Origin of the sequence: Burkholderia pseudomultivorans (genome assembly GCF_902499075.1) — a bacterium.
Classification (GTDB): Bacteria; Pseudomonadota; Gammaproteobacteria; order Burkholderiales; family Burkholderiaceae; genus Burkholderia; species Burkholderia pseudomultivorans.
The window spans coordinates 115214-134527 of the sequence record NZ_CABVPP010000009.1 but is presented as its reverse complement, the minus strand read 5'-3'; the positions used below and the strand labels follow the sequence as shown (position 1 = coordinate 134527).

The following is a 19314-nucleotide window of genomic DNA, read 5'->3' as shown; positions in this document are numbered from 1 at the left end:
GGCCGGCCTGCTCCGCAAGGCCGCACCGTCGCGCGAGCCGGCCGCTGCGGTATGATGCGCGGCGTCTCGTCCGACGAATGCCCTGCTGCCGATGCCCGCCCCGACTCTCCCGTTCGCCGCGACCTGGCTCGCGCTGTTTGCCGCAGCCGCGCTCGCGTGGCACCGTCCGCTGCGCCCCGCCAGTCTGATCTTCGCCGCGCTCGGTTACGCGGGCGCGCTGGCGACCGGCCAGCTCGCGCCGGTTGCACTGGCGCCGCTCGCGCTGCTGGCCGCCGCCGCATGGGGCGTCGCGCCCGACCGCCCGCTCGCGGTGCGCATCGCCGCGCATGTCGCGTTCGCCGCGCTGGCGATCGCGCTGAGCGTGCACCTGCTGCCCGGCTTCCACAATCCTCGCGTGATCGGCCCGACGCGTTTCACCGCGGATGCCGCGCCGTTCACGATGTACCTGAATCTCGACAAGCCGCTCGTCGGCCTGTGGCTGCTGTGGGTATTGCCGTGGGTCGCGCCCGACGTCGCGCCGTTGCGCGCGCTGCGCACGGGCGCGATGGCCGCGCTCGCGACGGCGGCCGCATGCCTGGCCGGTGCGCTCGCATTCGGCATGGTCGGCTGGGCGCCCAAATGGCCGCCGTCGGGCTGGCTGTGGCTCGCGAACAACCTGCTGCTCGTCACGCTCGCCGAAGAGGCGCTGTTTCGCGGCTACATACAGGGTGGGCTGACACGTGCGCTGCGCGCGTTCGCGTGGGGCCCGTGGGCCGCGCTCGCGATCGGCGCGATGCTGTTCGGCGCCGCGCATGCGGCCGGCGGCTGGCCGTGGATCGTGCTCGGCACGGTGGCCGGCATCGGTTACGGCCTTGCGTGGCGGCGCGGCGGGCTGCTCGCGTCCGCGCTCGCGCACGTGGGGCTGAACGTCGTGCACTTCGGGTTGTTTACCTATCCGATGCTCGCCGCCGCGCGCTGACCGGCGCGGCGCACGCTGCACGGCGACGCTCAGTCGAAGCCGGCGACCGCATGCGGGACGTACGGGCGTTCGAGCGTCGCAATTTCGTCGTCGGTCAGTTTCAGTTCCAGCGCGCCGAGCGCATCGTCCAGCTGTTGCGGCTTCGAGATGCCGACGATCGGCGCGGTGACGCCGCGCTTCTGCGCGACCCAGGCAAGCGCAACCTGCGCGCGCGGCACGTTGCGCGCGGCCGCGATCGCAGCAACGGCCTCGACGACCGCGCGATCCGCATCGACCGTCGCGTCGTACAGCCGCTGGCCGACCTCGTCGCTCTGCTGCCGGCTCGACGACTCGTCCCAGTTCCGCGTCAGGCGGCCGCGCGCGAGCGGGCTCCACGGAATCACGGCGATGCCCTCGGCCTCGCACAGCGGCAGCATTTCCCGTTCTTCCTCGCGGTACAGCAGGTTCAGGTGGTTCTGCATGCTGACGAAACGGGTCCAGCCGTGCTGGCGCGACGTGTACAGCGCCTTCGCGAACTGCCATGCGTACATCGACGACGCGCCGATATAGCGCGCCTTGCCGGCCTTCACGACGTCGTGCAGCGCCTCGAGCGTTTCCTCGAGCGGCGTGTGGTAGTCCCAGCGATGAATCTGGTACAGGTCGACGTAGTCGGTACCGAGCCGCGTCAGGCTCTGGTCGATGTCGGTCATGATCGCCTTGCGCGACAGGCCCGCGCCATTCGGCCCGGGGCGCATCCGGTAGAACACCTTGGTCGCGATCACGACCTCGTCGCGCTTCGCGAAGTCGCGCAGCGCGCGGCCGACGATCTCCTCCGACGTGCCGTCCGAATACATGTTCGCGGTGTCGAAGAAATTGATGCCGGCCTCGATCGCGCGGCGGATGATCGGGCGGCTCTCCGCCTCCGGCAGCGTCCACGGGTGCGTGCCGCGCGACGGCTCGCCGAACGTCATGCAGCCGAGCACCAGTTTCGACACGTCGAGCCCGGTCGCCCCGAATTTCACGTATTCCATCGCATCCCTCGCCATTCAGTTGAACGTGCGGCCGGATGCGCGTCGGCGCTCGACGCGTCGCGCGCGAGCCGGACGCCGCGCATCCGCCGGAACGTCGCATGTTATACCGCGCGGCGCACACGCGCAGGGTCGCGCCCATGCGCGTGCGTGCGCGATGGCGATGAAAGGAGCCGCGCCACGCGCCGCCGTGCGGCGACGCCCGTTCGCGCGGATCGGCAGGCCGGGCCGATTACTTGATCTGGTCGGCGATCGGCTGCAGGAATTCGGAGAAGCCGGTCAGCATGATCTGCACGCCGATGCACAGCAGCAGGAACGCCGACACGCGCTTCGCGACCTTGGTACCTTCGCTGCCGAGGTAGCGCGACAGCAGCGCGGCACGGCTGTAGGTCTGCCAGATCACGACCGCGACGAGCAGCGAGACGGCGATCGACACGATGCTCGACAGCATGAACTCCGACAGCTTGTGCGTGCGGTTCGCGTTCAGCGCGATCGCGGTCGCGATCGAGCCGGGGCCGACCGTCAGCGGCACGGTCAGCGGGAAAAACGCGCGCGTCATGATCGCGTTCGCATCGATCGGCTTGACCGGCGTGTCGCCGCCGCCCGGCCCGTCGGGCTCGTTCAGCATCTGCCAGCCCGCCACCGCCACCGCGAAGCCGCCGCCGATCCGCAGCGCCTCCATCGAGATCCCGAAGAAATGCAGCACCGGCGTGCCGGCGAAGAACGCGACCAGCAGCACGATGAACGCGTTGAACGCGACCTTCTTCGCGAGCAGGTCCCGCTCGTGCTCGGTCAGCGCCTCGGTTCGCTCGAGAAACAGGAAGGCGATGCCGATCGGATTGATGATGCCGATCAGGCCGGTGAAGCCGAACAGGATCTCGGAGACAAGACGATTGACGATCATCGGGCAGGGAAGCGGTCGGGGCTGGGCCGGCGGCGCGCCGGGGGTCACGCATTGTAGAGCAAGCGCCCGGCGCTGCACACTCATCGCCGTTGCGCGTTGCGGCGGCGGACGGCCGCGCTGCTCGGCGTCGGCGGGCGGCCGCTTGCGCCGCGAGCGAGCGAGCCTCCGGCACGCTCCACGCATCCTTATTCCGCGACCGGCTCCCACGCGGGCGGCCGCTTCGCGAAAAACGCGGCGAAGCCCTCCTTCGCTTCCGGCGTCGCGCGCACGCGCGAAATCGTCTGCGCGGTGAACGCCGCACGCGCGTCCGACGGCGGATACTCGCCGATCGCGTCGAAGAAGCGCTTGATCTCCATCAGCGCGTTCGGGCCGTTGCGGCTCAGTTCGGCGAGCGTCCTGTCGAGCGCGTGATCGAGCGCGTCGAGCGGCACGGCCTGGTGGATCAGCCCGATCGCGACGGCCTCGGCGGCGCCGAGCTGCGTCGCGGTCAGCGCGAGCCGGCGCGCCTGGCGCTGGCCGACGGCCTCGACCAGATACGGTCCGATCACCGACGGCAGGATCCCGAAACGCGCCTCGCTGACCGCAAAGCGCGCGTGGTCGCTCGCGATCACGATGTCGCACGCCGCGCACAGGCCGACGCCGCCGCCGAACGCGTGGCCCTGCACGCGCGCGACGGTCGGCTTCGGGCACTGGCGGATCGCGCGCATCATCGCGGCGAACCGCTCGGCATCGCGCAGGTTCGCGGCCGCGTCGTTCGCGCTTGCGCGCTGCATCCATTGCAGGTCGGCGCCTGCGCAGAACGCACGCCCGTCCGAGCGCAGCACGATCGCGCGCACGTCGTCGCGCGCGCCGAGCGCCGTGAACGCCTCGGTCAGCTCGGCGATCATCGTCTCGTCGAACGCGTTGAGTACGTCGCCGCGCTGCAGCGAGACGGTGGCAATGCCGCGCGCATCGACCGCGACGGCCAGGGTCTTCAATCCATCCATCGAACAGGTTTCCTCGGGTAGAACATCGGGTATCGGCATCACGCGGCGTGGCGGCGGTCGATCACGCGGCGGGCCTTGCCGGTCGCGCTGGCCGGAATGCCGCCCGCGCCCAGCACCGTCACGCCGGCCGACACGCCGACCATCGTCTTGATCCGGTGCTGCACCTCGCGTGCGATCGCGGTGCGCTCGCCTTCGCCGACGCTCGCCGCGGCTTCGGAGCGCAGCTCGACGGCGAGGTCGAGGCGGTCCATATGACCGTCGCGCGAGATCGTGATCTGGAATTGCCCCGACAGCTTCGGCTGCGCGACGACGATTTCCTCGATCTGGCTCGGGAACACGTTCACGCCGCGCACGATCAGCATGTCGTCGGAACGGCCGGTGATCTTCGCGAGACGGCGCATCGCGCGCGCAGTCGGCGGCAGCAGCGCGGTGAGGTCGCGCGTGCGATAGCGGATCACCGGCATCGCCTCCTTCGTCAGCGACGTGAACACGAGTTCGCCTTCGCTGCCGTCGGGCAGCACTTCGCCGGTCACGGGATCGATGATCTCCGGATAGAAATGGTCTTCCCAGATGACCGGGCCGTCCTTGGTCTCCACGCATTCGCACGCGACGCCCGGGCCCATCACTTCCGACAGTCCGTAGATGTCGAGCGCATCGATGCCCGCGCGCGTCTCGACTTCGTCGCGCAGCGCCTGCGTCCACGGCTCCGCGCCGAAGATGCCGATCTTCAGCGACGACTGCGCCGGGTCCATTCCCTGCCGCACCATTTCGTCGATCAGGTTCAGCATGTACGACGGCGTGACGAGGATGATCTTCGGCTCGAAATCGCGAATCAGCTGCACCTGCTTCTCGGTCTGCCCGCCCGACATCGGCACGACCATGCAGCCGAGCCGCTCCGCGCCGTAGTGAATCCCGAGGCCGCCGGTGAACAGCCCGTAGCCGAACGCGTTGTGCAGCGTGTCGCCGGGCCGCCCGCCCGCCGCGCGGATCGAGCGTGCGGTCACGTTCGCCCACGTGTCGATGTCGCGCGCCGTGTAGCCGACCACGGTCGGCTTGCCGGTCGTGCCGCTCGACGCGTGCACGCGCACCACCTGTTCGCGCGGCACCGCGAACAGGCCGAACGGATAGTTGTCGCGCAGGTCGGATTTCGTCGAGAACGGAAATTTCGCGAGATCGGCGAGCGATTTCAGGTCGTCGGGATGCACGCCCGCCGCGTCGAACGTGCGGCGATAGTGCGGCACGTTGTCGTATGCGTGGCGCAGCGACCATTTGAGGCGCTCGAGCTGCAGCGCCTGCAGTTCGTCGCGGCTGGCGGTCTCGATCGGCTCGAGGGCGGCGGCGGGATGCGTCGGGTGAGTCATCGGGGTGCTCCTCCAGTGGAGTGATGTCGTTATCGTGATCGGGTGGCGGCTACGACCGGAACAGCCGGCCGGCGGCATGCAGCGCGGCGATGCGCGGCGACACGCGATAGCGGTCCTCGCCGTAGCTCGCCGCCAGGTTCGACAGCACGCGGTGCACGCGGCCGATGCCGATCGCATCGGCCCACGCGAGCGGGCCGCACGGGTAGTTCACGCCCTTCTCCATCGCCAGATCGAGATCGGCGGGCGAGCACACGCCCTGGTTGACCGTGTCGGCCGCTTCGTTCGCGAGCATCGCGACGGTGCGCATCGCGACCATGCCCGGCACGTCGGCGACGCCGACGACCCGGAAGCCCGCCTGCTGGAACAGGCCGACCGCGTCCGCATAGGCGGCGTCGCTGCACTGGAGCGCGCGGGTCAGCGCGACGAGCCCGGCCTGCGCGTAGTCGCGCGCGAGGTCGATCAGCACCAGGTCGGCGACGCCCGTCTGCGCGGCGCGCGCGGTCGCGGTGCGCCCGTCGGTCAGCGCGATCGATGCGCGGCCGGCCGTCGCGAGCAGTTCGTCCGGATGCGCGTCGTGCCGGCGCGCACCGGCGAGGCGTTCCGTGAAGCGGGCGTGCAGCGCCGCGGCCGGCCCGTCCTGCGCGAACAGCACGACCTCGGCCGGCGCGTCGCGCGGCGGCTCGAATTCCGGCGCGGGCGGCGTCGCGCCTTCCGCATACGAATAGAAGCCGCGCCCCGACTTGCGCCCGAGGAAACCCGCGTTCACCAGTTCCTGCTGGATCAGCGACGGCGTGTAGCGCGGATCGTTGAAGTACGCGCGGAACACCGACTCGGTCACCGCGAAGTTCACGTCGTGGCCGATCAGGTCCATCAGCTCGAACGGCCCCATCCGGAAGCCGCCGGCTTCGCGCATCACCGCGTCGATCGACGCCGGCGTGCCGCCCTGCTCGTTCAGCACGCGCAGCGCCTCCGCGTAATACGGCCGCGCGACGCGGTTCACGATGAAGCCCGGCGTCGATTTCGCCATCACGGGCTTTTTGCCCCACGCGGCCGCGGTGGCATAAAGCACCTGGGCGACGTCGGGTGCGGTCGCGAGCCCGCTGACCACCTCGACGAGCGCCATCAGCGGCGCCGGGTTGAAGAAGTGCAGCCCGGCGACGCGCTGCGGCGCGCGCAGGCCGGCCGCGATCGACGTGATCGAGATCGACGACGTGTTGGTGGCCAGCAGGCACGCATCGTCGACGTGGCGCTCGAGCGTCGCGAAAATATCGCGCTTCACGTCGAGCCGCTCGGCTGCCGCCTCGACGATCAGCGCGGCGGGCGCGAGATCGGCCAGCGCACGCACCGCGCGGATCCGGCTGCCGGCGGCCTCCGCCTGCGCCGGTTCGAGCCGGCCCTTCTCCGCGAGCCGCGCGAACTGCGCGCGAATCCCGGCGAGCGCCTTGTCGCAGGCCGCTTCGTTCAGGTCGTAGAGCAGGACCGTGTGGCCGGCCGCCGCCGCGACCTGCGCGATGCCCGCGCCCATCGCGCCCGCGCCGATCACGCCGACGACCGCCGAGCGCGCCAGCGCGCCCGAATTCACCGAATGTGCAGAGGAAACAGCCATCGCTTGCGATCCGTCATGAAGTGGAAGTGCGAGCGATTATAAACCGACCGGTCGGTTGATTTATGTCGGGGTGAGCCCGAATTTGTCGTGCAATAGAGCGTTACGGAGACTGCAAAGATAAAAAATGAAAGATTCGGGGCACTTTTTGTCGACCGAAAGGTCGATGTAAGCGTTCGAATATGAGATAGCGGCCCCCGAACGCCTGATAAGATTCGACAAATCGCCGGATTTCGGGAGAAAACCGCGTGTCACGCCGCCCCTGCCGTCTCTCGTCGATCACCCTTCGGGGTCAGAACCGGGCCGTCGCCCCGCCGCTGCACCGCCCCCGGCGGCCGGCTGCATCGAACCGTTTCATCCTGCGACGGGCTTCGGCCCGCCCGCGCCCGTCGCCGCGTCGTCGCGGCGCACCCCGGGCAGCGCCGTTCCGCGCTGCCGCCCTTCGGTTTCACCGTCCTCGTTCGGCAGATTGTCCGACCGGGCTTCGTCAACCCGTGACGGCGCATCGCGCGCCGCCACTCGAATAAGGAACCCTCGATGCCGATCTCGTCCAACCAGCTTCCGCGCTGGACCCTGTTGGCCCCGCTTGCCGCATGGCTGGTACTCGCGCTGTCGCGCGTCGTGCCGGCCGAAGGCATCGTCATCGCGCTGTTCGCCGCCGCGCTCGCCGGCGCCGTGTTCGCCGCCGTCCACCACGCCGAAGTCGTCGCCCATCGGGTCGGCGAGCCGTTCGGCACGCTCGTGCTCGCGGTCGCCGTGACCGTGATCGAGGTCGCGCTGATCGTGTCGGTAATGCTCGGCGCCGGCCCCGAGAAGTCGGGCCTCGCGCGCGACACCGTGTTCGCCGCCGTTATGATCATCTGCAACGGCATCGTCGGCCTGTGCCTGCTGGTCGGCGCATGGAAGCACGGCGAACAGGACTTCCAGGGACGCGGCGCGAGCAAGGCGCTCGCGGTGCTCGCGTCGCTGTCCGTGCTGTCGCTGGTGATGCCGAACTACCTGAGCGCCGCGCCGGGCCCGCAGTTCTCGAGCTCGCAGCTCGCGTTCGCCGGCGTGTCGTCGCTCGTGCTGTATGGCGTGTTCGTGTTCGTGCAGACCGTGCGCCATCGCGACTACTTCCTCGCCGACCACGACAGCGCGAACGAATCGGTGCACGCAGCGCCGCCGAGCGGCCGCACCGCGCTGATCAGCCTGCTGCTGCTGTTTGCGAGCCTCGTCGCGGTCGTGCTGCTCGCGAAGCTGCTGTCGCCGGCGGTCGAGCATGCGGTGCTGAAGCTCGGCGCGCCCGAGGCCGCGGTCGGCATCGTGATCGCCGCGCTCGTGCTGCTGCCGGAAGGGCTCGCGGCCGTGACCGCCGCGCGAGCGAATCGCCTGCAGACCAGCATGAACCTCGCGCTCGGCTCGGCGCTCGCAAGCATCGGGCTCACGATCCCGACCGTCGCGGCCGTGTTCATCTGGGTCGGCCAGCCGCTCACGCTCGGCATCGGCGCGATGGAAACCGTGCTGCTGTCGCTGACGCTGCTGGTCAGCACGCTGACGCTCAGCCAAGGGCGCACGACGGTGCTGCACGGCGTGGTTCACCTGTCGCTGTTCGCTGCGTACCTGTTCCTGTCGGTCACGCATTGACCCGTCGCTGGGCCTGGCCGCGCGTCGATTCCGGCATGCGGCCCGGCCCGCGCCCGCCTGCTCGCTCCCCCTTTTCCCTTCTCGCGCCTTCCCGCTCCGCGTTCGCACGCCGGCACGACGCTTACGCGACGACGCCGTCCGCGCTTTCCGTCAGGAAGCGCTCGACCATCGCGTTGAATACCGGCAGCACCGGATTGTCGTTGTCGGTCCGCCACGCGAGATACAGCTCGGCCGCCACGTCGGCATCCGCGAGCGGCCGGAACACCACGCCGTCCACGTGCAGCTCGCGCGCCGACGCCGGCACGAGCGCGGCGCCGAGCCCCGCGCGCACGAGGCCGAGGATCGTATGCGTCTGCCCCACGTAATGCAGGTAGTTCGGCAGCCGCCCCGCGCCCGCGAACATCCCCGAGATCATGTCGTGGAAGTACTTCCCTTCGTTCGGCGAATACGCGATGAACGGCTGCCGGTCGAGATCGGCGGGGCCGATCCGTTCGTGCGCGGCGAGCGGCGCGCCTTCCGCGACCGCGACCAGCATCGGCTCGCGCTGCACGAGCCGGTATTCGAGCGGCTGCCGGCCGGCGCGCTGGCGCACGAAGCCCGCGTCGAGCATCCGCGATGCGAGCGCATCGACCTGCACGGTCGACACCATCTCGCGCAGTTCGACGTCGATGTCGGGCAGCGCGTGCGCCGCATGCGCGAGCAGCATCGGGATCATCCGGTACGCGCTGACGGCCGTGAAGCCGAGCGTGATGCGCCCGGCGCCGCCGTGCGCGACGCGCTGCGCGGCCTGCTCGGCGCGCGCCGAGAATTCGAGGATGTGTCGCGCATCGCGCAGGAAGCGCTCGCCGGCCGCCGTCAGCCTGACCTGCCGGCTGCTGCGTTCGAGCAGCGCGATACCGAGCGCATGCTCGAGCAACTGGATCTGCCGGCTGAGCGGCGGCTGCGTCATGAAAAGCCGCTTCGCCGCACGGCCGAAGTGCAGTTCCTCGGCAACCGCGACAAAGCAGCGAAGCTGGTGCAGTTCGATCATTCAAATCCTGAATCAATCAATAGGCTTTTGATGTTAGACCAACATCAATGCGATTCCTATACTCGGTTGCATCCGATGCGCGGCCCGTGCCGCGCACGCCGACCGAGACCTTGATGACCATCGATATTCTGCTGACCCAGCCGCTCCCCGACACCATCGACGCCGAACTCTCCGCCCGCTATGCGGTACACCGGCTGTATGCAACCGACCAGCCGGACGCCCTGCTCGAGCGCGTCGCGCCGCGCATCCGCGGCGTCGTGACCGGCGGCGCGAACGGGCTGTCCGCCGCGCTGATGGACCGGCTCCCCGCCCTCGAAATCGTCGCGATCAACGGCATCGGCACCGACGCCGTCGACCTCGCACGCGCCCGCGCGCGCGGCATCCACGTCACGACGACGCCCGACGTGCTGACCGACGACGTGGCCGACATGGCGATGGGGTTGATCCTGATGACCTTGCGCGATCTCGGCCTCGGCGAACGCATCGTGCGCGCCGGCCGCTGGGGCAGGTTCGCGCAGCCGCTCGCGACGCAGGTGACGGGCAAGCGGCTCGGCATCGTCGGCCTCGGCCGCGTCGGGCGCGCGATCGCGCAGCGCGCGCAGGCATTCCGGATGCCGGTCAGCTACTTCGGCCCGCGCGAGCATCGCGACAGCGGCTACCGGTTCGTGCCCGACCTGATCGCGCTCGCACGCGACAGCGACGTGCTGGTCGTCGCCGCATCGGCCGATCACGGCAACGTGCTGGTCACGGCCGAGGTCCTCGCCGCGCTCGGCCGCACCGGCTTCCTGATCAATGTCGCGCGCGGCAAGCTCGTCGACGAAGCCGCGCTGGTGCGCGCGCTGGCGGACGGCACGATCGCCGGCGCGGGCCTCGACGTATTTGCGAACGAACCGCAGGTGCCGCCCGCGCTGCTCGAACTCGACCGCGTCGTCGTGCAGCCGCACCGCGCAAGCGCCACGCGCGAGACGCGCGACGAAATGGGCCGCATCGTGCTCGCCAATCTCGCTGCATGCTTCGCAGGCCAGCGCCCGCCGACCAGCGTCACGACCTGAGCGCATCGCGCCGCGCAAGCGGCGCGCGCCCGCATCGCCACGACACAACATGCCTCCGCGCGACGGAGGCCAGGAGACACGCATGCCCAATCGATCCTCCGGCGCGGCCGTCGCCGCGCCCGCTGCCGCCGCCTCGCGCACGATCGGCCGCGTCCGTTACGCGATCCTCGCGCTGATCTTCGCCGTCACCGTCGTCAACTATGCGGACCGCGCGACGATGTCGATCGCCGGCACCGGCGTCGCGCATGACCTGGGGCTCACGCCCGTGCAGCTCGGCATCGTTTTTTCGGCGTTCGCGTGGGCCTACGCGATCGGGCAGATTCCGGGCGGCTGGCTGCTCGATCGTTACGGCGCGCGACGCGTCTACGGCCTGAGCCTGCTGCTGTGGTCGGTGTTCACGATGCTGCAAGGCACGGTCGGATGGCTCGGCGTGCAGGCCGGCGCCGCGACGCTCGCGCTGTTCGCGATGCGCTTCATGCTCGGCCTCGTCGAATCGCCGGCGTTCCCGGCCAACTCGCGAATCGTCGCGTGCTGGTTTCCGACCGCCGAACGCGGCACCGCGTCGGCGCTGTTCAATTCCGCGCAATACATGGCCGTCGTGCTGTTCACGCCCGCGATGGCATGGCTCACGCATGCGCTCGGGTGGCCGCACGTGTTCCTGTGGATGGGGATGCTCGGCATCGCGCTCGCCGCGCTGTGGTTCGCGTGGTATCGCGAACCGCACGGCCACCCGCGCGTGAGCGACGCCGAGCGCGACTATCTGCGCGCGCACGGCGCGCTGGTCGATCTCGAGGCGAACCGCGTCCGGCACCGGCCGCGCGTCTCGTGGCGCGCCGCGTCGCAGCTGTTCCGCCATCGCAACCTGTGGGCGATCTACATCGGCCAGTACTGCATCACGGCGCTCACCTACTTCTTCATCACGTGGTTTCCGATCTATCTGATCAAGGGGCGCGGCATGACGATCATGGAAGCCGGCTGGGTCGCCGCATTGCCGGCAATCTGCGGGTTCACGGGCGGCGTGCTCGGCGGCGTGCTGTCGGACTGGCTGATCCGGCGCGGCGTGCATCCGTCGCGTGCACGCAAGACGCCGTTCGTCGCGGGGATGGCGATGGCGACGCTGCTGGTGCTCGCGAACGGCGCGTCGTCGAACACGATCGTGATCGCGCTGATGACGATCGCGTTCTTCGGCAAGGGGCTGGCGGCAGTCGGCTGGGCGGTGCTCGCCGACACCGCGCCGGAAGGCATGGTCGGCCTGAGCGGCGGCGTGTTCAACGGCCTCGGCAACATCGCGGGCATCGTCACGCCGCTCGTGATCGGCTACTTCGTCGCGCATACCGGCTCGTTTGCCGGCGCGCTGTGGTTCGTCGCCGCGCACGGGCTGATCGGCATCGCCGCGTATGCGTGGCTCGCGGGCCGCTTCGAGCGGATTCGCGTCGCAGCGGGTACGTGATGATCGCCGCCGCGCGCGGGGGCACGTTCGGGCGACCTGCCCGCGCGCCGCGTCACGCGCGCTTGAGGCCGCCGCCCTGCGCCTGCTCGACCGTCAGCCGGTCGAGTTCGCTCAGATCGCTCTGCAGCGCGGGCGTCAGCGTCGTGCGCAGATGATCGAGGAAGGTCCGGATCTTCGCGTCGAGATAGCGGCGCGTTGCATATACCGCGTACACGCTGACCGTCTGCAACCGGTATTCCGGCAGCACGCGAATCAACCGGCCTTCGCGGATGTCGTCGAGCACCGTATACAGCGCGATGCACGCGATCCCGCGCCCGGCCCGCACCGCGACGCACAGTGCATCCGGCACGTTGACCTGGAACGGCGCGGGCTGCAGTTCGTAGACGGTCTCCTCGCCGTCGCTGCGCTCGAGCCGCCACTCGCTGGCCGGCGACGCGGGCGTGTCGAGGCGCAGGCACACGTGGTTCGGCAGGTCGTCGGGCGTCTGCGGCGTGCCGTGCCGCTCGAGGTAGTCGCGCGACGCGACGAGCACGCTGCAGCTCGTGCCGCAGGTCTGCGCGACGTAGCCCGAATCGGGCAGTTGCGACGCCGTCACGATCGACACGTCGTAGCCCTCCTCGACGAGGTTCGGCATCCGCTGCGCGAGCGTCAATTCGACCGACACGTCCGGGTTGTCCTCCTGGTAGCGGACGATCGACGACACCACATGACTCTTGCCGAGCCCCGTCATCGCATGGATGCGCATCTTGCCGGTCGGCCGCAGCAGCGCGTTGCGCGCCTCGGCGTTCGCGTAGTCGATTTCCGCGAGGATCGATTTCGCGCGCTCGAAATAGCGCTCGCCGCTCTCGGTCAGGCCGAGGTGGCGCGTCGTGCGATGCAGCAGACGCGTCTGTACGTGCGCTTCGAGGTTCGACACCGCGCGCGACACCTGCGCGGTAGTCGCATCGATTTCCTTGGCGACCGCGGTAAAGCTGCCGGCTTCGACAACGCGCACGAACAGGCGCATGTTTTCGAGCATGTCCATTGAATTGGTTTCGGGAGAGTCAGTAGGGAGGCATGGACGGCGCTCGCGTCAGGCGGGAAACGAAACGAGGCCGCGAACCACGCAGAATCGATCGCCGTGCCGGGGAGAAGGCGGGAGAGCGGGCATCGCGTACGTGGTTCTGACATATCGGGGGTTCAGTGGCCGGAATTGTACGCCGCTGCAGACAAATTTGCGCGGCCGACCGGCCTGCAACCTCTCATTCGATGAAAGCTCGATGCAAGCTTCGTGCGTCGCGCGCAGACAACGGCGTGATGCGGTGCGACAATTTGTATCACAACGCGATATAATTCCGGTCCGGTCACGGCGCGCTTTCCGCGCCGTCGTTTTTATCCGTTTCCGTCCATGTCGTCAGGCTCCTCTTCGTCGCGCCGCACGTTGCGGCAATGGCTGCACAGTTTCATTCCCCATCCGATGACGCTCGGCTGGCGCGAGCGCCTGCGCTCGTGCGCAGGTGCGCTGGTCGGCATCGCGACGGTCGGCGTCACGATGCGCGTGCTGCCCGGCGTGCCGGGCCTCGTGCCGCTGCTCGTCGCGCCGATGGGCGCGTCCGCGGTGCTGCTGTTCGCGGTGCCCGCGAGCCCGCTCGCGCAGCCGTGGTCGATCATCGGCGGCAACCTGGTCGCGGCGACGGTCGGCGTCGCATGCGCGCAGTGGATCGCCGATCCGGTCACCGCCGCCGCGGTCGCGATCGCGTGTGCGATCGGCGGAATGTTTGCGCTGCGCTGCGTGCACCCGCCGTCGGGCGCGGTCGCGCTGACGGCCGTGGTCGGCGGCCCCGCGATCCATGCGCTCGGCTTCGGCTTCGTGCTCGAACCGATCGCGCTGCAGTCGGCGATCCTGCTGTCGGCCGCGCTGGTCTATCACGCGCTGACCGGGCACCGCTATCCGCACGGCGGCGCACGCGCCGACACGAAACCGCAGGGCGCCGCCGCGCCCGCGCGCGGCGGTTTCACGCGCGACGATCTCGACGCCGTGCTCAAGCGTCGCAGCGAATGGCTCGACGTCGATCCGGACGACCTCGAAACGCTGCTGCACGAAACCGAAATGCAGGCGTATACGCGCACGTTCGGCCAACTCAGCTGTGCCGACCTGATGACGAAAAACGCGGTCAGCGTCGCGGCGTCGACTTCGATCGCGGCCGCGCTCACGCTGCTCGATCGTCATCGCGTGAAGGCGCTGCCCGTCGTCGACGGCGACGGCCGCCTGACCGGCATCGTGACCCGCGCCGACCTGACCCGCCAGCTGCGCCGCCCGACCCCGCTGTGGCAGCGCCTGTCGGCACGGTTGCCGGAGGCCTTCGGCGGACAGCCCGCGAGCGTCGCCACCGTGATGACGCGCGACGTCGCGTCGGTCCCGGAAACGATGCCGCTCACGGCGCTCGTGCCGCTGTTCACGCATTCGGGCCACCACCATATTCCGGTCGTCGACGCGTCGCGCCGGCTCGTCGGGATCGTCACGCAGACGGATCTCGTCACGGGCCTCCATCGACAGACGCAGATGCTCGCGGCCGCGTAACAGGAATCGGGTAAAACGCCTATTTTCGCCGAAATTCATCCATTTATATCATATTGTGATATATTTACCCGTTATCGAAACTGTCCGGACGCCCCTGCGATGACCGATACCCGACGCGCGCTGACCAAGAGCGATTTTCAGCAACTGTCCGAATTCCGCTACCAGATGCGCCGCTTCGAGCGCTTCTCCGAACGCGCCGCGCAAAGCGAAGGCGTGACGCCGCTGCAATACCTGTTGCTGCTGCATATCAAAGGCTATCCGCATCGCGAATGGGCAACCATCGGCGAGCTGGCGGAACGCCTGCAGGCGCAGCATCACGGCGTCGTCGCGCTGGTCACGCGCTGCGAGGCGCTCGGGCTCGTGAAGCGCAAGACGAGCGAAGCGGATCGCCGGCAAGTCGAGGTGCACCTCGAGGAAGCCGGCGAGACGCTGCTTGCACGCCTCGCGGCGATGCACCGCACCGAACTGAAATCGCTGAAGGGCGCGTTTCAGGTTCCCCAGATCGACCATTGACCTCCCGACTCCGATGAACGCCCCGCATAAACGCGATTTCTCGACCAACGAACGCCTGCCCAGGATCGCGCTGCTTGCCGCCGTGATCGGCGTGCTCAGCACGCTCGCGGCCTTCGTGCTGCTGAGCCTGATCCACCTGTTTACGAACCTGTTCTTCTTCCAGCAGTTCTCGTTCGCGGACCGCTCGCCCGCGGGCAACACGCTCGGCGCGTGGGTAATCGCGGTGCCGGTGATCGGCGCGCTGATCGTCGGCATGATGGCGCGCTTCGGCTCGGAAAAGATCCGCGGCCACGGCATTCCGGAAGCGATCGAGGCGATCCTGTTCGGCAAGAGCCGCATGTCGCCGAAGGTCGCAGTGCTCAAGCCGCTGTCGTCGGGCATCGTGATCGGCAGCGGCGGCCCGTTCGGCGCCGAAGGCCCGATCATCATGACCGGCGGTGCGCTCGGCTCGCTGCTCGCGCAATGCGTGCACGTGACGGCTGCCGAACGCAAGACGCTGCTGGTCGCGGGCGCGGCCGCCGGCATGACGGCCGTGTTCGGCACGCCGGTCGCCGCGGTGCTGCTGGCCGTCGAACTGCTGCTGTTCGAATGGCGGCCGCGCAGTTTCCTGCCGGTCGCGCTCGCCTGCGCGGTCGCAGGCTTCGCGCGCGCCGTGTTTTTCGGCGTCGACCCGCTGTTTCCGCTGACGACCGCCGCGCCGTCGCCGGTCGCGCTCGGCTCGTGCATCGTCGCGGGGCTGCTGTCGGGGATGCTCGCGTGCGGGTTGTCGGCCGCGCTGTATCGCGTCGAGGACACGTTCGCGAAGCTGCCGGTGCACTGGATGTGGTGGCCCGCGCTCGGCGCGATCGTGATCGGTGTCGGCGGCTGGCTCGAACCGCGCGCGCTCGGCGTCGGCTACGACGTGATCGGCGACCTGCTGCACCAGCACATCGCGCTGAAGATCGCGCTCGCGCTGCTGATCGTGAAGGCCGTGATGTGGGTGATCGCGCTCGGCTCCGGCACGTCGGGCGGCGTGCTCGCACCGCTGCTGATGCTCGGCGCAGGTCTCGGCACCGTGCTGTCGCCGGTGCTGCCGGGCGGCGATCCGGCGCTGTGGCCGCTGGTGTGCATGGCCGCGACGCTCGGCGCGACGCTCGGTGCGCCGCTGACCGCGATCGTGTTCGCGTTCGGTCTCACGCACGACGTCAACGCGCTGCTGCCGCTGCTCGCGGCGACGCTGGTCGCGCACGGCTTCGCGACCGTCGTGATGAAGCGCTCGATCATGACCGAGAAGATCGCGCGCCGCGGCTATCACATCTATCGCGAATACGGCGTCGATCCGCTCGAGCGGCACGACGTCGGCGAAGTGATGACGCCGGCCGACGCGCTCGTCGCGATCGACGGGGCGACTACGCTCGGCGCCGTCGAAGCGCAGTACTTCGGCGCACAGCAGACGCATCGCGCGTATCCGGTCGTGCAGAACGGCCGGCTGCTCGGCCTCGTCGATCGCGCGCTCGTCGATGCGCAGCGCGCGCAGGCTGCGGCCGATACGCCGATTGCGGCTGCCTTTGCCGATCGGCCGCCCGCCGTCGCGCTGATGCACGAAACGTGCCGCCTCGTCGCATCGCGCCTCGCGATGCTCGGGCTCGAACGGCTGCCGGTGGTCGACGATGCGCAATCGCTGCGCATCACGGGGCTCGTGTCGCGCAGCGACCTGATCAAGCCCGCGCTCCAGCACTTCGACGACGAACACAAGCGCGAGCGCTTCCGCCCGATCGTGCCGGCGAATCTGCGCGATGCCGGCGCGCGCAACGCCGGCTGACGCAGCATCGCGCGCGCGGCGACACGTCGCGCGCGCTCCCTCTTCCGCACGCATTGCTTCGCGTCATGATGCGGTGCGCGTGTCGCGCGCCGCATCGTCGTCTGTCTTGTCTGTCGTCGCTTAAAGTTGCTTGACAATTAGACTGACGAAAGTTTGTCATCATGGTGCCCATGCGACGGGGCCACCCATTCAGCCATTCCAGCTTCGCAATCCGACAAGCCGATAACGGCAGCCGACAACAACGCGTCGCGACACGGCATGCCGATGCATGCCGGATGTCGCGGCCATCTTCGACCACACGACCGGGCAGCGAGCCGACCGCAGCGCGCATGATGTCGTCGTGCGAACACGCATCGGCAGCGCGACGCATGCCGCGCTGCAACACTCAGCACTGCACCGGGGTTTGCCGTTTGGCAAGCGCGTTAACAACTTGTTTCGGAATCGTCGGAACCGCGTCTGCCGAACGCAATCTCACTTGCACGCAGTACTACTGCGCTTCCCACTCAATCAATCACGACTCGAGGGAGATAACGTGAAATACTTACCGCTGATCGCATTGACCGTGGCAATTTCTGCTCATGCAGCCGACCCTGCCGTGCAGAACGTGGGACAAAGCCAGAAGCCCGCGCAGGACGTATCGGCCTGCATCGCCAAGACCTGGGCCGACAAGTCCCAGCAACAGGTGATCTCGCAGAACGTACTCGCGAACGGCCTCGCGACCGACGTCTACGCGCCGGGCCAGCAGCCGCCGAACGGTGCCGCCGCGATGGTTCGTCCGTCGTGGAACGCCAGCGCAAAGACGTGGGTGGGCCTGCGCGGCGACGCGGCCTCGGCAGGCGACATCAACGCCTGCCTGTAACGCGCGTAACGGATGGCCTTGCGCCATCCGCTTGCGACAAGCCCCGCCTCGGCGGGGCTTCTTTTTTGCTCGATGCGAACGGCACGCGCCGCCCGCATGGATGGCACTTACAGATAGCTGCAGACGTAGTCGAGCGTTTCGAGCACTTCGATGTCGAAGCGGCTCTTGCCCGGCACCGAGAACGATTCGCCGGCGCCGTAGGTCTGCCACTCGTCGCTGCCGTCGAGCTTCACGCGGCACTTGCCGGCCTGCACTTCCATCAATTCGGGCGCATCGGTGCCGAAGTTGAGCGCGCACGGCAGGATCACGCCGAGCGTCTTGCGCGTGCCGTCCGGGAAGATCACCGCATGCGACACGCACTTGCCGTCGAAATAGACATTGGCGCGCTTGACGACCGACACGTTGTCGAATTGGGTTGCACTGGTCATGTAATGCCTCTGATTGCTGGATACGGATGCCGGAGTGGCGAGGTTGTCGAAGGCCGGCCGGTACGGCGGGCCGGCCGCTATGATACCGGCTCGCGCGCGGCTACCGCAGCCCCTGGCGTCGCGCGGAATCGCGCAGGCAGTCGAGCAGCATCGCCGCGGCCGGCGTCAGCGGACTGTCGCGACGCGTGACGGCCTGCACCGACACGGCCGGCAGCCGTTCGCGAATCGGCAGCACCGCCAGCTGATCGCGCGCCCACTCGCCCTGCAGCAGCTGCTCGGGCATCGACGCGATCAGGTCGCATCCCGTCATCAGGCTGTGCGCGAGCCCGAAGCTCGGGCACTCGACGACGCGCGTCGGCATCGGCAGCCCGTACGCGACGAACGAATTGAACAGCACCTGCGTCGAGCTTTCCGGCGACGGATTCATCAACCAGTCGGCATCGACGAGATCGGCGAGCGACGTGGCCGACGCCAGCGGATGTCCCTTGCGCGCGACGATCAGCGAGCGGCTCGCATAGAGCTCTGCGTGATCGAACTCGGCCGCCAGCAGTTCCGGCACGACGACGGCCACCGCGAAATCGAGCGAGCCGTCGTGCAGCCGCGGCAGCGCGACGCCCGGAAACCCTTCGATGAGACTCACGCGCGCAACCGGAAAGCGCCGCCGAAACGCGCGAAACGCGTCCGGCAGGATCGTCACCGCGGCGGCCGGCGTGATCGCCGCCGCCACCGAGCCCGTCATCGCGCCCTGCGCCTGCTCGATGTCGTCGCGCGCACGCTGCATCTCGGTGACGATCAGCCGCGCACGCACCTGCAACTGCTGACCGAACGCGGTCAGCTGCACGCCGCGCGCGGTGCGCACGACGAGCGACACGCCGAGCGCGATCTCCAGTTCCTTGACCGCCTTCGTCAGCGCCGCCGGCGACACGTTCAGGCGGCGCGCGGCCGCGCGAATGCTGCCCTCTTCCGCGACGGTGACGAACGCTTTCAACTGATGGTATTTCATGGCGGCAATGCGCGATTCGTGGAAACCCGAGGCCCGGCCGCGCCAGCTGGCTCAGGGTATTCCCGAGCGGCAACCGGCGGTGTGCACCAAAGCAATTTATCAGCTTATGGTGCGCAAAAGAAATTTATATGCTTGCTCGTCATATGCGCGTCAAACGCCCCACCGGCCCCACT

The 19314-nt window shown here is 68.9% G+C and carries 17 protein-coding genes; 8 read left to right on the top strand and 9 right to left on the bottom strand.

What is annotated here, in order from left to right:
- The first annotated feature begins 91 nt into the window (after positions 1–91).
- Complete coding sequence (locus tag BST28156_RS09500; protein ID WP_174902054.1) at positions 92–958, top strand: CPBP family intramembrane glutamic endopeptidase; 867 nt, start codon at positions 92–94, stop codon at positions 956–958.
- Positions 959–987: 29 nt separating this feature from the next.
- On the opposite strand, the gene BST28156_RS09495 is transcribed toward BST28156_RS09500, so the two are convergent.
- The 5 genes from BST28156_RS09495 to BST28156_RS09475 form a co-directional block, all read right to left on the bottom strand.
- A complete protein-coding gene (locus tag BST28156_RS09495) occupies positions 988–1968 on the bottom strand; it encodes an aldo/keto reductase (protein WP_174902053.1) in 981 nt (326 codons plus the stop codon).
- 229 nt (positions 1969–2197) lie between these two features.
- Positions 2198–2869, bottom strand: a complete 672-nt coding sequence (locus tag BST28156_RS09490; protein ID WP_060237388.1) for a MarC family protein — start codon at positions 2867–2869, stop codon at positions 2198–2200.
- 185 nt (positions 2870–3054) lie between these two features.
- Positions 3055–3855, bottom strand: a complete 801-nt coding sequence (locus BST28156_RS09485; RefSeq protein WP_174902052.1) for an enoyl-CoA hydratase-related protein — start codon at positions 3853–3855, stop codon at positions 3055–3057.
- Positions 3856–3893: 38 nt separating this feature from the next.
- A complete protein-coding gene (gene paaK, locus BST28156_RS09480; RefSeq protein WP_174902051.1) occupies positions 3894–5216 on the bottom strand; it encodes a phenylacetate--CoA ligase PaaK in 1323 nt (440 codons plus the stop codon).
- 49 nt (positions 5217–5265) lie between these two features.
- Positions 5266–6822, bottom strand: a complete 1557-nt coding sequence (locus BST28156_RS09475; protein WP_174902050.1) for a 3-hydroxyacyl-CoA dehydrogenase — start codon at positions 6820–6822, stop codon at positions 5266–5268.
- 534 nt (positions 6823–7356) lie between these two features.
- Here BST28156_RS09475 and BST28156_RS09470 point away from each other — a divergent pair.
- Positions 7357–8445 carry a calcium:cation antiporter gene (locus BST28156_RS09470; protein WP_009691032.1) on the top strand — a complete coding sequence of 363 codons (1089 nt, stop codon included), beginning with the start codon at positions 7357–7359 and terminating at the stop codon, positions 8443–8445.
- Positions 8446–8566: 121 nt separating this feature from the next.
- Here BST28156_RS09470 and BST28156_RS09465 read toward each other — a convergent pair whose 3' ends face one another.
- Positions 8567–9475, bottom strand: coding sequence for a LysR family transcriptional regulator (locus BST28156_RS09465; RefSeq protein ID WP_174902049.1), 909 nt, complete (start codon positions 9473–9475; stop codon positions 8567–8569).
- 113 nt (positions 9476–9588) lie between these two features.
- Here BST28156_RS09465 and BST28156_RS09460 point away from each other — a divergent pair, with 113 nt between their 5' ends.
- Both BST28156_RS09460 and BST28156_RS09455 read left to right on the top strand, forming a co-directional pair.
- Positions 9589–10527, top strand: coding sequence for a 2-hydroxyacid dehydrogenase (locus BST28156_RS09460; RefSeq protein WP_174902048.1), 939 nt, complete (start codon positions 9589–9591; stop codon positions 10525–10527).
- A gap of 82 nt (positions 10528–10609) precedes the next feature.
- Positions 10610–11977, top strand: coding sequence for an MFS transporter (locus BST28156_RS09455; RefSeq protein ID WP_174902047.1), 1368 nt, complete (start codon positions 10610–10612; stop codon positions 11975–11977).
- Positions 11978–12029: 52 nt separating this feature from the next.
- Here the strand turns inward: BST28156_RS09455 and BST28156_RS09450 are convergent, their stop codons facing one another.
- Positions 12030–13001, bottom strand: coding sequence for a LysR family transcriptional regulator (locus BST28156_RS09450; RefSeq protein ID WP_174902046.1), 972 nt, complete (start codon positions 12999–13001; stop codon positions 12030–12032).
- Between the two features lie 363 nt (positions 13002–13364).
- On the opposite strand from BST28156_RS09450, the gene BST28156_RS09445 reads away from it, so the two are divergent.
- The 4 genes from BST28156_RS09445 to BST28156_RS09430 all read left to right on the top strand — a co-directional run bounded on the left by BST28156_RS09445 (position 13365) and on the right by BST28156_RS09430 (position 17710).
- Positions 13365–14537, top strand: coding sequence for an HPP family protein (locus BST28156_RS09445; RefSeq protein ID WP_174902045.1), 1173 nt, complete (start codon positions 13365–13367; stop codon positions 14535–14537).
- A gap of 99 nt (positions 14538–14636) precedes the next feature.
- Positions 14637–15050 carry a MarR family winged helix-turn-helix transcriptional regulator gene (locus tag BST28156_RS09440; protein WP_040131625.1) on the top strand — a complete coding sequence of 138 codons (414 nt, stop codon included), beginning with the start codon at positions 14637–14639 and terminating at the stop codon, positions 15048–15050.
- Between the two features lie 13 nt (positions 15051–15063).
- Complete coding sequence (locus BST28156_RS09435) at positions 15064–16851, top strand: chloride channel protein (protein ID WP_174902044.1); 1788 nt, start codon at positions 15064–15066, stop codon at positions 16849–16851.
- A 532-nt stretch (positions 16852–17383) separates the two neighbouring features.
- Positions 17384–17710, top strand: a complete 327-nt coding sequence (locus BST28156_RS09430; RefSeq protein ID WP_009690553.1) for a hypothetical protein — start codon at positions 17384–17386, stop codon at positions 17708–17710.
- Between the two features lie 107 nt (positions 17711–17817).
- Here BST28156_RS09430 and ppnP read toward each other — a convergent pair whose 3' ends face one another.
- Together ppnP and BST28156_RS09420 are read right to left on the bottom strand one after the other, a co-directional pair.
- Positions 17818–18138, bottom strand: a complete 321-nt coding sequence (gene ppnP / locus BST28156_RS09425; RefSeq protein WP_009690554.1) for a pyrimidine/purine nucleoside phosphorylase — start codon at positions 18136–18138, stop codon at positions 17818–17820.
- Positions 18139–18238: 100 nt separating this feature from the next.
- Positions 18239–19141 (bottom strand): LysR substrate-binding domain-containing protein, encoded by a 903-nt coding sequence (locus BST28156_RS09420; protein WP_060237354.1) that lies wholly within the window; start codon positions 19139–19141, stop codon positions 18239–18241.
- Positions 19142–19314: the final 173 nt, after the last annotated feature.

What these genes read in the sequence shown, in the direction of transcription:
- BST28156_RS09500 (WP_174902054.1), top strand. Translation starts at nt 92, where the DNA reads ATGCCCGCCCCGACTCTCCCGTTCGCCGCGACCTGGCTCGCGCTGTTT.
- BST28156_RS09495 (WP_174902053.1), bottom strand. Translation starts at nt 1,968, where the DNA reads ATGGAATACGTGAAATTCGGGGCGACCGGGCTCGACGTGTCGAAACTG.
- BST28156_RS09490 (WP_060237388.1), bottom strand. Translation starts at nt 2,869, where the DNA reads ATGATCGTCAATCGTCTTGTCTCCGAGATCCTGTTCGGCTTCACCGGC.
- BST28156_RS09485 (WP_174902052.1), bottom strand. Translation starts at nt 3,855, where the DNA reads ATGGATGGATTGAAGACCCTGGCCGTCGCGGTCGATGCGCGCGGCATT.
- paaK (WP_174902051.1), bottom strand. Translation starts at nt 5,216, where the DNA reads ATGACTCACCCGACGCATCCCGCCGCCGCCCTCGAGCCGATCGAGACC.
- BST28156_RS09475 (WP_174902050.1), bottom strand. Translation starts at nt 6,822, where the DNA reads ATGGCTGTTTCCTCTGCACATTCGGTGAATTCGGGCGCGCTGGCGCGC.
- BST28156_RS09470 (WP_009691032.1), top strand. Translation starts at nt 7,357, where the DNA reads ATGCCGATCTCGTCCAACCAGCTTCCGCGCTGGACCCTGTTGGCCCCG.
- BST28156_RS09465 (WP_174902049.1), bottom strand. Translation starts at nt 9,475, where the DNA reads ATGATCGAACTGCACCAGCTTCGCTGCTTTGTCGCGGTTGCCGAGGAA.
- BST28156_RS09460 (WP_174902048.1), top strand. Translation starts at nt 9,589, where the DNA reads ATGACCATCGATATTCTGCTGACCCAGCCGCTCCCCGACACCATCGAC.
- BST28156_RS09455 (WP_174902047.1), top strand. Translation starts at nt 10,610, where the DNA reads ATGCCCAATCGATCCTCCGGCGCGGCCGTCGCCGCGCCCGCTGCCGCC.
- BST28156_RS09450 (WP_174902046.1), bottom strand. Translation starts at nt 13,001, where the DNA reads ATGGACATGCTCGAAAACATGCGCCTGTTCGTGCGCGTTGTCGAAGCC.
- BST28156_RS09445 (WP_174902045.1), top strand. Translation starts at nt 13,365, where the DNA reads ATGTCGTCAGGCTCCTCTTCGTCGCGCCGCACGTTGCGGCAATGGCTG.
- BST28156_RS09440 (WP_040131625.1), top strand. Translation starts at nt 14,637, where the DNA reads ATGACCGATACCCGACGCGCGCTGACCAAGAGCGATTTTCAGCAACTG.
- BST28156_RS09435 (WP_174902044.1), top strand. Translation starts at nt 15,064, where the DNA reads ATGAACGCCCCGCATAAACGCGATTTCTCGACCAACGAACGCCTGCCC.
- ppnP (WP_009690554.1), bottom strand. Translation starts at nt 18,138, where the DNA reads ATGACCAGTGCAACCCAATTCGACAACGTGTCGGTCGTCAAGCGCGCC.
- BST28156_RS09420 (WP_060237354.1), bottom strand. Translation starts at nt 19,141, where the DNA reads ATGAAATACCATCAGTTGAAAGCGTTCGTCACCGTCGCGGAAGAGGGC.